Origin of the sequence: Paenibacillus sp. DMB5 (assembly GCF_001517085.1) — a bacterium.
Classification (GTDB): domain Bacteria; phylum Bacillota; class Bacilli; order Paenibacillales; family Paenibacillaceae; genus Paenibacillus_AQ.
This window is the reverse complement of sequence record NZ_LRAC01000155.1, coordinates 97,838-112,739: the sequence shown is the minus strand read 5'-3', so window position 1 is coordinate 112,739 and position 14,902 is coordinate 97,838. Positions and strand designations below refer to the sequence as shown.

General features: G+C 52.8%; 16 protein-coding genes and 2 pseudogenes. 6 read left to right on the top strand and 12 right to left on the bottom strand.

Features of this window, described 5'->3' with window-relative positions; translation table 11 throughout:
• Positions 1-237 precede the first annotated feature (237 nt).
• On the top strand, positions 238-525 hold the full coding sequence (locus AWJ19_RS28340; protein ID WP_068728534.1) for a hypothetical protein: 288 nt from the start codon (positions 238-240) through the stop codon (positions 523-525).
• Positions 526-533: 8 nt separating this feature from the next.
• Here the strand turns inward: AWJ19_RS28340 and AWJ19_RS28335 are convergent, their stop codons facing one another.
• Positions 534-1,007 (bottom strand): general stress protein, encoded by a 474-nt coding sequence (locus AWJ19_RS28335; protein ID WP_068728533.1) that lies wholly within the window; start codon positions 1,005-1,007, stop codon positions 534-536.
• A gap of 160 nt (positions 1,008-1,167) precedes the next feature.
• On the opposite strand from AWJ19_RS28335, the gene AWJ19_RS28330 reads away from it, so the two are divergent.
• Positions 1,168-2,268 carry an AI-2E family transporter gene (locus AWJ19_RS28330; RefSeq protein ID WP_068728532.1) on the top strand — a complete coding sequence of 367 codons (1,101 nt, stop codon included), beginning with the start codon at positions 1,168-1,170 and terminating at the stop codon, positions 2,266-2,268.
• A gap of 144 nt (positions 2,269-2,412) precedes the next feature.
• On the opposite strand, the gene AWJ19_RS28325 is transcribed toward AWJ19_RS28330, so the two are convergent.
• From AWJ19_RS28325 to AWJ19_RS28310, 4 genes are all read right to left on the bottom strand, one after another.
• Positions 2,413-2,817 carry a hypothetical protein gene (locus AWJ19_RS28325; RefSeq protein ID WP_068728531.1) on the bottom strand — a complete coding sequence of 135 codons (405 nt, stop codon included), beginning with the start codon at positions 2,815-2,817 and terminating at the stop codon, positions 2,413-2,415.
• A 31-nt stretch (positions 2,818-2,848) separates the two neighbouring features.
• Positions 2,849-3,517, bottom strand: a complete 669-nt coding sequence (gene ung, locus AWJ19_RS28320; protein WP_068728530.1) for a uracil-DNA glycosylase — start codon at positions 3,515-3,517, stop codon at positions 2,849-2,851.
• Between the two features lie 52 nt (positions 3,518-3,569).
• Positions 3,570-4,238, bottom strand: coding sequence for a ribonuclease H family protein (locus AWJ19_RS28315; protein ID WP_068728529.1), 669 nt, complete (start codon positions 4,236-4,238; stop codon positions 3,570-3,572).
• Between the two features lie 144 nt (positions 4,239-4,382).
• A complete protein-coding gene (locus AWJ19_RS28310; RefSeq protein ID WP_068728528.1) occupies positions 4,383-4,970 on the bottom strand; it encodes a TetR/AcrR family transcriptional regulator in 588 nt (195 codons plus the stop codon).
• Positions 4,971-5,138: 168 nt separating this feature from the next.
• Between AWJ19_RS28310 and AWJ19_RS28305 the strand changes: the two genes are divergently transcribed.
• The 3 genes and pseudogenes from AWJ19_RS28305 to AWJ19_RS28295 all read left to right on the top strand — a co-directional run bounded on the left by AWJ19_RS28305 (position 5,139) and on the right by AWJ19_RS28295 (position 8,061).
• Positions 5,139-5,681, top strand: a complete 543-nt coding sequence (locus AWJ19_RS28305) for a hypothetical protein (RefSeq protein WP_068728527.1) — start codon at positions 5,139-5,141, stop codon at positions 5,679-5,681.
• 52 nt (positions 5,682-5,733) lie between these two features.
• Complete coding sequence (locus AWJ19_RS28300; RefSeq protein ID WP_068728526.1) at positions 5,734-7,083, top strand: metallophosphoesterase; 1,350 nt, start codon at positions 5,734-5,736, stop codon at positions 7,081-7,083.
• A 76-nt stretch (positions 7,084-7,159) separates the two neighbouring features.
• Positions 7,160-8,061, top strand: a pseudogene (locus AWJ19_RS28295) (manganese catalase family protein).
• A gap of 110 nt (positions 8,062-8,171) precedes the next feature.
• Here the strand turns inward: AWJ19_RS28295 and AWJ19_RS28290 are convergent.
• The 5 genes and pseudogenes from AWJ19_RS28290 to AWJ19_RS28270 form a co-directional block, all read right to left on the bottom strand.
• Positions 8,172-8,585 carry a hypothetical protein gene (locus AWJ19_RS28290; RefSeq protein WP_068728525.1) on the bottom strand — a complete coding sequence of 138 codons (414 nt, stop codon included), beginning with the start codon at positions 8,583-8,585 and terminating at the stop codon, positions 8,172-8,174.
• Between the two features lie 239 nt (positions 8,586-8,824).
• Positions 8,825-9,112: a hypothetical protein gene (locus AWJ19_RS28285; RefSeq protein ID WP_128083718.1), complete on the bottom strand. Its 288-nt coding sequence runs from the start codon at positions 9,110-9,112 to the stop codon at positions 8,825-8,827.
• 46 nt (positions 9,113-9,158) lie between these two features.
• Positions 9,159-10,288, bottom strand: a pseudogene (locus AWJ19_RS28280) (hypothetical protein).
• A gap of 118 nt (positions 10,289-10,406) precedes the next feature.
• Entirely contained in the window at positions 10,407-11,135 is a 729-nt protein-coding gene (locus tag AWJ19_RS28275) for a hypothetical protein (RefSeq protein ID WP_068728523.1), read from the bottom strand.
• Positions 11,136-11,199: 64 nt separating this feature from the next.
• Complete coding sequence (locus AWJ19_RS28270; protein ID WP_068728522.1) at positions 11,200-11,712, bottom strand: N-acetyltransferase; 513 nt, start codon at positions 11,710-11,712, stop codon at positions 11,200-11,202.
• A 130-nt stretch (positions 11,713-11,842) separates the two neighbouring features.
• Here AWJ19_RS28270 and AWJ19_RS28265 point away from each other — a divergent pair, with 130 nt between their 5' ends.
• Positions 11,843-12,061 carry a hypothetical protein gene (locus AWJ19_RS28265; RefSeq protein WP_068728521.1) on the top strand — a complete coding sequence of 73 codons (219 nt, stop codon included), beginning with the start codon at positions 11,843-11,845 and terminating at the stop codon, positions 12,059-12,061.
• Positions 12,062-12,320: 259 nt separating this feature from the next.
• Here the strand turns inward: AWJ19_RS28265 and AWJ19_RS28260 are convergent, their stop codons facing one another.
• Both AWJ19_RS28260 and AWJ19_RS28255 read right to left on the bottom strand, forming a co-directional pair.
• The gene (locus tag AWJ19_RS28260) at positions 12,321-13,628 is read right to left on the bottom strand and encodes an ABC transporter substrate-binding protein (protein ID WP_241781924.1); all 1,308 of its coding nucleotides are present in this window, start codon (positions 13,626-13,628) and stop codon (positions 12,321-12,323) included.
• A 226-nt stretch (positions 13,629-13,854) separates the two neighbouring features.
• Positions 13,855-14,853 (bottom strand): glycoside hydrolase family 172 protein, encoded by a 999-nt coding sequence (locus AWJ19_RS28255; protein ID WP_082708178.1) that lies wholly within the window; start codon positions 14,851-14,853, stop codon positions 13,855-13,857.
• Positions 14,854-14,902 lie beyond the last annotated feature (49 nt).

Below are 14,902 nucleotides of genomic sequence, written 5' to 3'. Positions count from 1 at the left end.
ATGCAGTATCTGTATATTTGCTTACGCTTTATGATCATTCAACTGACGATTGTTGCTCATTATTGATCGTTTGTGCTCATTTATGATATTAACAGCGTTTTCATAAGATGTAAAGTGATTTTTTCTGCTCATTTATGAAAAAACAAGTCATGAGAAAAAACCTCCCGATTGCCTATTTCCTACCGGGAGGCAGCGACATATTTATAATACATATGGCGAAAAAGCGGGTGAACAGGGATGGCCAATAACAGTAACGGTTATGGCAGCAGCGGCGGCAATAATAAAATCAGCAATGGTTCCGGCAGTCCGGGAAATCCTGTTGAGTCTGCGGAACTGACTGCTGATGACTATGAGATTATTGCTGCCGGACTGGCTGCTCTCGGAGAATTCTTTGCTTTTTTGGCACTCGTCAAGGCTAAGCAGGTTACGAAGGAAACCGGCGGGCAGGTGGATATAGAGCCCGCTCTGTTCATCCAATCACGCAAAAAAGCGGCAAAACGGAAATCCCGTCTGCCGCGCCGGTAGCTGCAGGTTTATTCAGCGGAGGCTAATGGGATAGCATGATGCCGCTCCATTATTTCGCTTGCCTGCCTGCTCTGATTCTCTTCAATGTCTACAATAACGATGATACGCTCATTTTCGGCATGCTCTGCATATTTAAGGGCATCCGCCTCCGGTATTCCTATCCCGATCAGGCTGACGGCAAGACCATCGCCCTCAAGGTCGGCTCCGGCCAGCTTGCGTGCCGCCGGTCCGGCAGATACAGCGGTGTCGTTGATCATATCCAGGCCGACCCCCACCTCCCGGGCTGTCCCGAACAAGCCTGCATTGCCGGCTCCGCTCTCCATTTTTCCAATTCCCGTGTCGTGGCTGATCCGCTCAAGAATACTCTTTTGCTTCGTTACAGCTGAGATATGCTTCGCCTTTATACCCTTATCCTTCAAGTCTTCGATTGCCAGCACGGCATCGCTCGGATGCCCGAATATCCCAATAACCAGCGTAGTCATGTGCATCCCCTCCTGTTAATGCGTATTAACCTGCTCTTTTCACGCTTAAACCGGGCCAAGGCTAATTGCACTCTATCAGGCTGAATCAATCTCTTGCGTTTCGGTTATAAAGATAGAATCGGGTAGAGCTGTACATAGTCAAGATTACGGGGGTGCTGCTATGCTGCAAAGCAAATATTTTCGGACAAGCCTGTCCATTATTGCCTTTCTATTAATTCTTTATCTGGGCTCCAAGGTGATGTTCCTGTTCACGCCGCTGCTCTCCATTATCAATCTGCTGCTGGTGCCGATGATGCTCTCAGGATTCATGTATTATCTGCTGCGCCCGCTCGTCAGATTTCTGGAAAAGCATAAGCTAAACCGTGCATTGTCCATCCTGCTGATCTATCTCGTCTTCGCCGGCCTGTTCGTCCTGTTCTGGATTCTGATCTGGCCGACACTGCGTGAGCAGTTCCAGAACTTCATTGATAACATGCCTTACCTTGTCGAGGGAATGCAGAATCAGTTCAACCAGCTGCGGAATGATCCGTCACTGTCACGGTTTTTCCAGGGCAACACGGACCTGTCCGATAAAATCTCGGAATATGTAAGCAACACGATCACGTGGATGACCAATTCCATGTCCAATCTGATCGGTGTCGTTTCCAGTATTGTAGTGGTTATAGCCACCCTGCCGATTATTCTGTATTACATGCTGAAAGACGGGCATAAGCTGTCACCTATCCTGCTGGGGCTGTTCCCGCGTAAATACCGCAAGGAAGGCCAGGATATGCTCAGCGATATTGACAGTGCGCTCAGCGGCTTCATTGTCACCAGGGTTATTTTAAATGTGGTGCTCGGGATTATGCTGTACATCGGCTTCCTGTTTATCGGGCTGCCTTATTCACTGCTGCTTGCTGTGATCTCCATTCCGCTTAACTTCATTCCCTATGTCGGATCACTGCTTGCTTCCATACCGGTCCTTATCGTCGGATTCATCGAATCCCCTTCCATGGCGATCTGGTCGCTTGTCATTATTCTGGTCGCCCAGCAGATTCAGGATAATGTGCTCTCTCCGATTATTTACGGCAAATCGCTTGATGTGCACCCGCTGACTACAGTTGTCATTGTGCTGGTAGGCGGAGATTTCTATGGAATTATCGGTGTGCTGATTGCCCTGCCGGTCTATATGATTGCCAAAATCATTTTTATGCGCATTTACGAGATTATCGTGGCAGAGCGGGTCGAGGAGATCCAGCTGCCCAAAGACGAGCAGATGTAGCCGTAAAAATAACACAAGAGCAGCGTCCCCCGTTACAGGAGAATGCTGCTCTTTGTGTTTGCTGCTCTTTGTGTTTGCTGCTCTTTGTGTTTGCTGCTGCTTGTGCACGCCGGTGCGGCTCACTAAAGGCTGTCAGAAAGCTGGTTATCCCCGAAGGGAGCGGACCACAAAGATATGCGTGCCCTTCATCAGATTCTGTCCGTCCTGCAGAGTAACCGCACCCTTGGTGTGCGAGACGATGACTGTATTGAAGGCAACCAACTGGTCGCCTTTCCAGACGGTAACCGCCGATTTAAAATAGACAGCGTTGTCAAACTGCTGGCGCTCTCTCATGACATAGCCGACGGAGTGAAGAACCGGGGGCAATGCCCGCTCCTTGGGAGCGAGCGCCTTAATGTACACAATGTCACGAAAAGGCACAGCAATTTCCTGATGGCCGATGACGGCCAGCGAAGCCTGAGGGTCCCATTTGCGCAGCACGCCCTTCATGATCGTATAAGGTGCCTCGCCGCAATACATGATGACCGGTCTGCCTACCCAATGCTTCATTGCTCTCACCCCTTCACTATGCCCCTGCTACCTATAGATTCGGTATGGACCAGTCTATTCCTTTCAAACCGTGAGATTCCAGATATTGATTCGCCTGTGAAAATGGCCTGCTGCCCAAAAATCCGCGGTGTGCCGAGAACGGGCTTGGATGCGGAGACTGGATAACCTTATGGCGGTCCCGGTCAATATAGGCTCCCTTTTGCTGGGCATGGCTGCCCCACAGTATAAACACCATCGGTTCTGTCCGTTCATTCAGCTTCTCCATAATCGCGTCCGTAAATGTCTCCCAGCCCAATCCTTTGTGTGAATTAGGCTGGCCTTCCCGGACAGTGAGCACGGCGTTAAGCATCAGCACACCCTCCTCTGCCCAATGCAGCAGTGAGCCGTGATTTGGAACAGGCGAGCCGGTATCCTCATGCAGCTCCTGATAAATATTGCGCAGCGATGGCGGTATGCGTACACCAGGCTTTACCGAAAAGCTCAGCCCGTGGGCCTGTCCCGCGCCATGATAGGGGTCCTGTCCCAATATAACGACCCGTGTCTTACTGTATGGCGTCAGCTTGAGTGCCGAAAACAGCAGCTCCTTGGGCGGATAGACTGAATGCTGTTTATACTCTGCCGCTAACGCATAACGCAATTCCTGAAAATAAGGCTTCTGAATTTCCTCCTGCAGCACTTCATCCCAATCGTTTCCGAACATTCCGGTTCCCCTTCCGATTCCTGCTGTGATTTAGACCGTACTCTGTATTACCCTATTTCCGGCCGTAATCCGCTTTGATCTCTCCCCATTCCTTTGTCTGCCACTTCAGGACTTTGTTATTATAGGTGTTTGTCCGCAGCCAGTGCTCAGCCCTGTCAATCAGCGTCCAGATCTCCTCTGTAGAGGCATCGCGCGCCAGGGTGGTCGCCACCTTCTTCTGCTTGACCCATTTCATCGCATTGACGGAATCACTGTAAACCGTTTTGCTGCTGCCCTCTTTCTTCAGAAGGGCCAGCGCATGTACAATAGCCAGAAATTCACCCAGGTTGTTCGTCCCTTTACGGATCGGCCCGCAGGAGAAGATAATATCCCCGGTCTGCGTATCCACGCCCTTGTATTCCACCGGTCCCGGGTTGCCCCTTGTGCCGACATCTACCGAGATGCTGTCATAATCAATTTCCATCGTTTCCGGCGCGCTTGAAGCTGTACTGCGGCTCCAAGAGCCTGACGGTTTACTTTTTGCCGTACCGGACCCAGAAGCTCCGCTTCCCCAGTTGCCTTTCCAGCCTGCTTTGAAAGCTGCATCCGCGGCGGACTTTGACTCATAAGATTTGTATTTGGCTCCGGTGTAATGATCGGTCTGGGCCTGACATTCCGCCCAGGTCGCGTACACACCCGGCTGCTTGCCCTCCCAGACCACATAAAATTTCTGTTTTGCCATGTTCGCTGCTCCTCCTGCAACCAAAATTCATCAGAAGAATATTGTAATCCAAACTCTGCCCGGATAGAAGCCCGTACCGGAAACAGCTGCTGAGCCTTCAGGAAATAGCGGATAACCGGATAATCGGCACCCGGCACGCCCATACTATACCGGTAATGAATCCAGCGGTTTGAGTGTAATATTGATGATCGTCTGCAGCCGCCCGGCTTCCGGGTCCGTTTTGACCAGCACCCGCAGGCCCACAAGTGCATTATGCAGATAGGCGGCCATGTCAGCAGGGTCAAAGCTGCACGGAAGCTCACCGCTTTCCTGACCCTGCCGAAGCAGGCGTTCAAGCAGCTGCTCGGTGTTCAGAAAGGCTTCCGTTACCTTGGCTGCCGCCTCAGGGTCATGATTAGCAAGCTCCACCGCGGTATTCACAAGCAGGCATCCTTTAGGCTCGGGGCCTTTCTTGAACGCAACAGCTTCGAATAGCAGCCGGATGGCTTCCTTGGCGGAAGGCAGCCCTTCTACCTTGCTCTCCAATTTACCGGAAACCGTATCCGTATATCGCTCCATTACTTTCATATATAAGGTATGCTTGTCTCCAAATGTATCGTACATGCTGCGCTTATGTATGCCCATGCCCGTTACAAGATCCTGCATAGAGGTCTTCTCATAGCCCTGCTGCCAAAAAATCGTCATCGCTTTGCCAAGAACGTTGTCCACGTCAAATTCTTTACTTCTGGCCATGTATCATGCTCCTTTCTGGCCTTATTTTATCATTTATAGAACGATCGGTAAATATTGTGGGATAGAGTGAGTTTAATCACTTCGATTCCGCACCAAACGTTCTATATTAATTTTAAAGCTATCCGCCACCAACCTACTCTTTATTACACAATCAGGAGGCTTAGTCAGATGAACAAGATTACTTTTGGAATGGCTGTACTCGCTTTAACCCTGCTGATGGGGTGTTCGGATTCAGGCAGCAGCAATGCGGTGGACAACACGGCTGGCAGTACAAACGCAGCCGTGACAGCAGATGCTGTCACAACGGCTTCCATTGTCGATAACGAGTCGGCCTTCAGATATGCACTCAGCAAGGACGGCACCTGGATTGCGGCGGCGCTGCGTGATCTTACCTTTACCGATGAGCTTGTTGTTGACGGACAATTCGTCCATAACGGCGGGCCTGCCCGCAAAATCGCCCTCTACACGCAGGACGAGGACCAGAGCATCACCAATTCCTTCACTTTGACTGCTCCCAAGTTGACGGTTAAAAGTGAGAATACCCGGCTCGAAGGCGGCATTTATATTGGAGATGTCTATGTCGAGGCTGACGGGTTCACTATAATCAGCGCTACTGTCAGAGGGAATATCTATTTTGCGAACAAGCAGTACCTGTCTACGTTCAAACTGGGTGACCAGGGAATGGTGAGCGGATCAACAAAAGTAAAATAATAAGTAGGACTAAATTCCGGTTAACGGTTCCATATGAAATGAGGTGCATCAAATGTCTGTCCGGCAGTATAACGTAATCCTTCTATTCTCCCTGCTTCTTCTGCTATCCTCATGCAGCGGGCAGAGGACTGAGCAGCAGGTGCTCCGGATTCAGTCCGGCCAGAACCTCAGACTCCTTACTACTACAGATATTCATTATCTTTCCCCCAGGCTGACCGATAATGGGCCTGCTTTCCGCAGCTTTCTGGCTGCCGGGGACGGCAAGCAGCTGAACTATAGTGATGAAATGCTGGAAGCTCTAGACTTAGATATAGGAATCCGGCGCCCCGCGGCAGTCATAATCAGCGGAGACCTGACCAATAACGGGGAAAAAGCCAGCCATCAGGATCTTGCCGGGCATTTGCGGGCAATTGAGCAGCGAACCGGAACGCGGATTTATGTGATTCCTGGCAATCATGATGTGATGAACCCTTGGGCAAGACGCTTTGAGGGGGAACGGCAGATCCGGACGGATTCCGTCACTCCAAAAAACTTCCGCAGCATTTACAGCGAATTCGGTTATGGGGAAGCTCTGCTGAGGGACAATGACTCTCTTAGTTACCTGGCAGCCCCTTCAGAGGATCTCTGGCTTCTAATGCTGGATACCAGCCAATACAGCAGCAATAAAAAGCTGGGGCATCCGCAGCTTGACGGCCAGCTTACCGGCTCCACTCTGCGCTGGATCGACCGCTGCGGTGAACTGGCTGCCAAGAACGGTGCGCAGATTGTGGCGGTTATGCACCACAGCCTGCTGGATCACAGTGAATTTCTCCAGGAGGGCTTTACACTTAACAACAACGAGCAGGCTGCTGCGGCCCTGATCCGTAACGGGATTACAACGGTCTTCAGCGGACATATTCATTTCCAGGATATCCGCAAAAGTGATAAAGGCATCTATGACGTTGCCAATAGCGCCTTGTCTGTCTACCCGCACCAGTACGGGATTCTGGATTACTCACCTGCATCGAGGACATTAGACTACAATACCGCGAAGCTGAACGTAGAGCTCTGGGCCAAATCGGCAGGCAGCACTGACCCCAACCTGGTGAACTTCAGTGCCTACAGCGAAGAGGCATTCCGGAAGCTGTCGGCGGACAGAAGCTATGCCAGGCTGACCGCTGACAGCAGCTATGACGGTTATAAGCAGGAACAGCTGGAGGCTATGGCAGATGTTGTGGGACGGCTGAATGAGATATATTTTTCAGGAACTGCTGACAAGGATATTGCTGCTGTTACCTCGTCGGAAGGTTTCAGGCTGTGGCAAACGGCACCGTACAGCGGCCTTAAGAGCTACGTGCAACGCATGTCGGAGCTGGAGCTTAAGGATAATAACCATTTTGTTACAAAGTTTCCTCAGTGGTAACGTTTGAACGAGGCGGATTGCGTTTAATTTAGGGCGAGCACTCTAATCCTGCAAGCCCAAGGAGGACAACAATCCCATGTTCAAACGGATGGATGAAATTATGATTGAGATTCCCGATGTCGAGAAGCCCGACCCGAATGCGGCTGCTGCCGTGCAAGAGCTGCTAGGCGGCAAATTCGGTGAGATGTCCACGCTCAACAACTATCTCTACCAGTCTTTTAACTTCCGTTCCAAGGACAAGCTGAAGCCGTTCTATGACCTGGTGATGAGCATTACCGCTGAAGAGCTCGGGCATGTTGAGCTGGTCTCCCATGCCGTAAACAAATGTCTCAGAGGCTCAACCGATTATAAAAAGCCGGACTCTAATCCCCTTGAATCAGTAAAGGATGCCCGCTTGTCCTACCATTTCCTGGCCGGAGCGCAGGGTGCCATGCCGTTCGATTCCATGGGCAATCCGTGGACCGGGGCCAATGTGTTCAACAGCGGCAATCTGGTCGAGGATCTGCTGCATAACTTCTTCCTTGAATGCGGGGCCAGAACCCATAAGATGAAGGTCTATGAAATGACCGATCATCCGGCTGCCCGCGCGGTTGTAGGCTTCCTGCTTGTACGCGGCGGCGTCCATGTCGTGGCTTATGCCAAGGCGCTGGAGATTGCCACAGGCGTAAACGTGACCAAGCTGTACCGGTACCGTCTCTGAGCAATAAACTGTTCACTGAAGCCAAAAAATACGAGGAAAAAGGCGTGCATACCAAGCTGTACACCTGGAGCGACAAGGACTTCAGCTCGATCGGCCAGATCTGGAAGGGGACACATCCTGAAGACGGTCTTCCGCTCGAAGTGATTGAAGGCGCACCTGCAGGCGTTCCTATTCCTGAATCTCCTGAACTTCAAGAAGAATTCGCGCCGGGCATCTCCGCAGAGGAATTCAAAGAGATTGCGAAACGGCTCAAGATGGCCGGCAATATTACGGACTAGCTTTTATTAACCGGCGGATCTGAGCTTGATATAAATGATTATTGGACAGTAATAGGGCGCCTGCCTGAGCAGGCCGCCCTATTTGGTCGTGTTTGCCATTTTCATCCGGCTTATTCGTAGCCGCCGACTGCTTCCGGAAGCTCCAGGTAAGCCGGCTTGCTTTTGACCAGCTCAAAAATATAACTCCGCAGCTCCTTCAGCTGCTCAGCATCTGCAGTTATTTCGCAGTTTTCTTCATCCCAATAAAATGACCGCTCCTCTCCGTCCAGCCTGATCTGCCAGTGTTCCTCACCAAAAGGGGTCATCTCGCAATTCTTCATATCCGGCTCCAGCTTGAGCTCCCTGTAAATGTCGATTGTGCGTAAACGGGCATAAATATCCGCCAGTTCACTGTCTGTCAAAACCAGCTCTGCCTGTGCCGTTCCCTTAGTCACCAGATCCTTGGTCACCGTACCGTTAAAGGTGTTAATCTCATTTTTACCCGTAATCCCAAAGCGCACAGAGAATGCAAAATCCGCCGGCATGGTTTCCGGCATCTGTCCGGTAACGGAGGTGTGGGGGGGGATGGATGATTCGGGTGCATTAGGTGTGGGGGATGTGCCAGATTTGGTGGTTGCATTTGGCATATTGGATGAGCGGGGTGCGGCGGGTGCGTTACTTATAGCGTTTGCTGCCCCTCTTTCAGCACTTGGACTATTATTTTCTGCGCAGCCTGTCAGGACTAAAAGTAACAGCAGGGCAGCGACTGGTAGTAGCAGGCGCATTATTTCCACTCCTTCTGTAACTGGTTACCGGTTATTACCCTTATTCTTACTAAACGGCTAATTCCTGATAATGTTGCTGATGGAGGAAAAGTGAAGCTTGTCCGTTTCGGATCAAGGGTATTTTTGCCTCTCATTTCTGCAAAACGGCTGCTTCTGCCCGAATCAGAGGCATTTTTGTCTCTCATTTCGGCTATCCGGCTGTTTTCGAACAAATCAAGAGCATTTTTGCCTCTCATTTTGGCGATCTGGCTGTTTTCGAACAAATCAAGAGCATTTTTGCCTCTCATTTTGGCGATCTGGCTGCATCTGCTCGAATCAGAGACATTTTTGCCCTTATTCCAGCGGCCCCTCTTCCGGCACCGCAGCTTCAAGGATAAGCTCTGTGGAGGCAGCCTCCCTGCCGTTCACCAGCAGCGCAATCCGGTGTCCGCCCGGATAGTGGCGGCGGGTGGTCAGGTCTGCCCAGCGGTGTGTCCGGACGGCAGACAGCCTTGCTCCTCCCGGAACCGTTTTGTCGGAGAGCAGGAACAGCTTGCGGGAGGTTTTGCCGCCGGCCTTCACAAAATCGATGCCGTATTCCACCCGGACCCGCACCGGTTCCCCCTCCCGCACTCTTAGCTCATAGCTCAGCACACAGCTCTCGCCAATCCGCAAAACGGCCGGATCGACAGTCAAGGCGGCTGCAGCCACTAGCGGCGCGCTCTCCTCCTCCCCTGCATACCCGAAAAGAGCCATAATCTCCGGGTTTGCTTTGCGGATCAGCGAGCGGCAGCCATGCCGCACGATCCAGTCGGTGCGGGTGCTTGAGCCCATCCAGCGGCGGGCAATGCCGATTACGACATCCGGATGATCCTTGGCAATATCATTCAGGTTGTTGGCCACACTTTTGCGCACATACAGCGAAGGATCGTCTTTCAGCTGCTCCAGCACCGGCAGCACGGGGGAAGGGTCACGTTTGAATACCGGCAGCGCCTGCCCCCACGGCAGACGCGGACGGCAGCCTTCGCTGGCAAGCCGGCGCACATGCTCATTGCTGTGCCGAGACCAGACGAGCATTTGCTCCATCATCCGCTGCGGGTCGCGCAGCAGAAAAGGCCTGACGGCAAACTCGGCACTCGCCCCCTGTGTAAACCGTTCCAGCGCAGCCACCGACAGCGCCCAATGCTCCTCGGCCTGCCCGTATACCTCAACGAAATCGGGGAAGATCAGGTACGGGAAACCTGTGCAATCCTTGTCTACCGCATACAGGACAGCCAGAGCCTTCTCATAGCCGGCCGCAGATAAGTTCCCAGTGTCTCCGTAATCCGCCGCATCCGGGCTTTCAGCTCCAGCTCTTCCCACGGCTCCCTCATCACCTCAGCGACAAAGCCTTCTATATCAAATACGTCATAAGCTCCACGCAGTATCCTGCCGAAGCTCCGCAGAAATCCTTCATTGTACATTGCCTTTAACGGCTCCGCCATGTCTCGTACCCTCCAATAGTTGTTGAAATCCCGGTTATGAAAGCATAGCATGGCATACTGGACAGCTTGGTGTCAGGTTTGATTTTGACTCCGGGCTATTTATACGGTTATTCTCTGTTCATCCGTTATTCTGCCGTTTTGGCAAACCCGCGATACCGGTCCCGCGCCCATAGTCTTCATCCTCAAGGAACGGAGAAATCGTCCAGAGTCCGGCAATACTGATCACGTCATCTTCACCGGGCACATAAACATAAGACTCCTCATCATATTCTTCCTCACCGTCTGCACCGTCTCCCGAATCATCTTCACCGGAATCGGTATCATCGTCGTTATCATCATACTCATCAACATACTCATACTCATCATCAGCTCCGGCAAAAATCAGCCCATTATCCCTCTCCTCCGCTGTGGGCGCCCCTTCGTCAACAAGGACCTCATCGGATTCTCCCACATAGCTGTAGGCGCGGATCAGCTCTCCGTTCACAGCCTTGGCCCAGGCATAATAATCGACAACACGGTGTGAACCAAAATAACAAGCCTCGCCAAACCGGCTGCTGAGCCGTTTTATCGTCTCGAGCGGATTGTCTGCCCCCGCAGCACCCAGATCCGGCATAAATGCATTTACAGCAAGGGTCCAGCCTGCAAGCGGCGGCGAGATGAAATAGTATCCCTGAAATGCGGCTGTCAGCCCCGTCTGCCAGTTTGCCGGCTGCGGCTGGTCCAGCTGAAAAGCTTCAGCAACCTCTGCCGTATCCGCAGTGCGGATAGCGTACCACTGGATTTTAAAGCCGAAGCTTAACGGAGTGTCCGGAGTTGCATCAAACCTTGCAGCAAAATCTGCACACATATTCAAGTCCCCTCCCGTAAAACATGGATTGTAGAATTCCATATAAAGCCTATCTGGTTAGATTTTAAAAAAATGCTGCCGGATACTTCAGCTCCCCCTGAAGCTGCTCAAGCGCTCCTTCCCTCAGCCCGCAAACCTGAAACACCTCCGCAGGCACAGGGAACTGCAGCAGCTCCAGCCCGTGCACACCAGCAGGCACAAAACCGAACCGTGGATAGTAAGACGGATGTCCAATCAGCAAAATAGCGCCGAATCCCAGGCTTGCCGCACGTCTTTTCCCCTCTTCAATCAGCAGCCCGCCGATGCCCTGCTTCTGATAATCCGGATGCACCGCAATCGGCGCCAGTACAATCACCGGATGCTCATGCGTTTCTCCCAGCACCTTGGCTCCGCTCAGGAGAATATGGCCGACCACGGTGCCCTTCATTTCAGCCACAATAGACAGCTCCGGGATGAACTCTACTGAAGCCCTGATCCTTTCAACCAGCTTAGCCTCATCCTCACGGTTTCCGAACGCCAGCTCATTCAGCCGGAACACCTGCCCGTAATCCTCAGCCTTTTCGGTTCTAATCAGCATATATACTCCTCCTTCTGCTAATGAACTGTTTTCATCAGTTTTGCAAATTAAACCTGTTTTCAAAACGCGTTTGCTGTCGTAAAATAGTTGAAACGCTTTTGGAGCGAAAAGTATACGGAGGGCCTGGACGATGCCAAAGCCGCTTGTCAAAAACATTGATTTTTTTGTTGCCGCCATGTCACAGACCTTTGTGTCCGCACTGCAGCTTGACCCTGACGGGATGTACTCTCTGGTCGGCTACGGCATAATTGAAAAATTCTCCGAGGATTATGTGCGGGTCAAACGCTTTGACGGCACAGTGTCGCATTATGACCGGGGAATAACCAAATTTCAGCATAACCGGGCATAGGACTTAAATATTACTATTTCTCTGGCTGAGTTTAATTCCCTGCTTCTTCCACAGGAAGAAGAGACTCAGGCGCTGATTGATCAGATGAAGAAGAACCACTCCTCCAATCGGCAAAAAAAAGCGGACGCACACTAAGCATGCGTCCGCTTTTTTGGTTGTTTGTGCACAGCCGCCCCGCCCTACGTCTGCTGCTGCTTATATTCCGGGCCCGCCTTCGGATATCGGGTTGTCGGATCCTGCATTGTGTACTGATCAGCCATTATTTATTACTCCTGTTCGAATCCCAAATTCGCTGAAATTCCTCCAACAGCCTCTCCCGCCCGATCTGCTCCCCGATATAAGCCTGCATCTGCACGCTCATCTGCGAGGTAGTTGCCTCATATCCGGGATAACGCTGCCATAGCCAGGGAAGCGTCCTCCCGGCCTCCATATAAGCGATGATATCCTCCGCAAGCGGCCCTAATCTGCCATCCGCAGCCGGAATGCTCTTAAGCGCAGGAATTAGCCTGGCCTCGTCCACGATAAATCTCCGGCCGGCCTCCGAGCTCGCCAGCCAGCGCAAAAAAGCCTTGGCCTCCTCCTTCATTCGCGAATTTTTAAGCACAACCCAGTAATTCGCGACGCCGATCTGGAGCTTGTCCATCTCCTCCGCATTATCGTTCACCGGCATCGGCAGGAAGCCGATGTCCAAATCCGGAGCCAGCTTGTCCAGCTGCAGCTGCGTCCAGCTTCCCTGCTGCATCATTGCCGCCTGCCCGTCTGCAAAATGCGCTATCTGGGTATAATAGTCAGTCTGCAGCGGCGTCTCCTGGCCGTACTCCAGGGTAAGGTCGATCAAATCGAGCCAGGCCTCAAACGCGGTGTTGCCGGTGAACTTGGCGTTGCCGCTGCTGACCCGTTCTATATAATCCGCCGGAGCGGGCTGCAGGGCAAAAGCGGTGTTCAGCAAATGATTGCCAAGCACCCACCACTCCGCGTAGCCGTTCTCGAACGGCCGGATGCCGGCCGCCTCCAGCCGCTGCGCCGCATCCCGCAGTCCGCTCAGCGTAACTGGCTTGGATTCGATCCCCGCCTTGCGGAACAGCTCCTTGTTGTAAATAAAACCCCAGCCTTCCATGGCCAGCGGCATCCCGTAGACCCGTCCGTCCTTCGTAATGGCGGGTCTGGCCAGCTCCTGTATATCGTCCGCCCACGGCTCGCCGGTCAGATCCTCCAGATACTCCTGCCAGAGGTCCAGGTCGGTAAAGCCGGCTACGAAGAACAGATCGGGCTTGTCGCCGGAATTAAACCTCGTCTTCAGCTCCGCGCTGTAATCGCAGCCCCCGCCGCAGGTATCAAGCTCGATCCGCACGCCCGTCTCCTCCTGGTACCGCCGTGTGAGCGCGCTCAGCTGCTCCGCCATTTCGACTTTGAAATTAAAAATCTTCAGAGTCCGCGCGGAATTGCCCGTTACGGTTCTCCCCGTATCGTACTCTTCCACAACTCCGTTATTCCCGCCGCACGCTGCAGCGGCCGCTGCAAGGAGCAGGAGCGCTATAATGGTCAATATAAACCGCTTGGGCATCATCGTATCGCTATCCCTTCGTCAGCAAGATGGCATTATATATGTCCAGTATAAGCGCCATACCTCCGGGAAGAAACGTGAAATAAATTCCCGGTAGCAAACGGGGCTGGCTGCATTGGCAGCGTTCATCCGCAGGGCAGACAACAAAAAAAAGGGGGCAGCGGCGCTCATGTCTCCCGGACATAAGCCGGCACGTTGCCCCCATCGGCATAAGCATGCCGACTCCCCTTTATCTTGGCCAGCGCTCTTCCTTCTGTGCCAGCGGCCCGTACGGCTGATGCGGCTCCGTCTGATACCAGTACGCGACTGAGGCCACATCGTCCTGTCGTTCGAACAAGCCTTTTTTATAGACTCCGATCTGCTGAATGGCCACTTTAAGGTCCTCATGAAACCGGATCGGATCCAGTATATGCCACCGGTAGAACCCGCGCATTGGCGGGGCATCGTCGTTATGGTACAAGTTGTGGACGTCCTGGTCATGGCTGGAGTAATACGGATACCCCATGTAAGGCGTGCAGTAGGTGTTCTCTACCGTCTTTCCGTCCCTTTGCGTCGCAAAGCTCCAGGCGCCCCCGAAATAATCCTCTGTCCCCGTACCACAGATCGTCGGATATTCGTCGTCCCCGTCGATGTACATCTTGATCTCGCCCTCTCCCCACCAGTACCGCTCCAGCGTGGTCAGCGCCATATAGGTTCCTACATACTGTCCGCGGCCCTTCACGTTGTCCAGAATGACGTAATCCTCCGCCTTGTCCGTGATCCGCTGCCGTCTCCACTGGGCGTGGAAATAGGCGGTCTGCTCAGGCAGCTCATCGTGCAGGCAGTAATCGATCTGATAAAAAAGCGCCGGAATCGCCGCTTCATGCTGATTCTCGATTTCTATTCTCGCTTTGCGCCGGAACGGCATCGGAAAGTAGCAGTTAAAGCCGCGTGTCGGATTCACGACGATCGCTTGGGAATTGACGGTGCAGCCTCTCCCGAAGCCGTTGCAGAAGAAATCCCCAAGCGGACTTTCGACGGAAGGCTCGGTTTCCTCATCCCAGTACATGCGCAGTACAAGGTCCCTTAATACAAAAGTGCCCGCTTCGGTTTGGTCGGTGACGGTAATCCAGATATGTTCGATGATCCCGGGACCGTCGATATCGGCCAGCACGGCGGTTGCGCCCGGCGCCACGTCCCGGATACAGGGCGAGCCTTTGCGGGACGGCCCGAGGTGGCTGGCCGCCATGCCGCCTTTGCCTTTTTCCCCTTTCGGGTTCTCTGCGTTAACGGCCCGG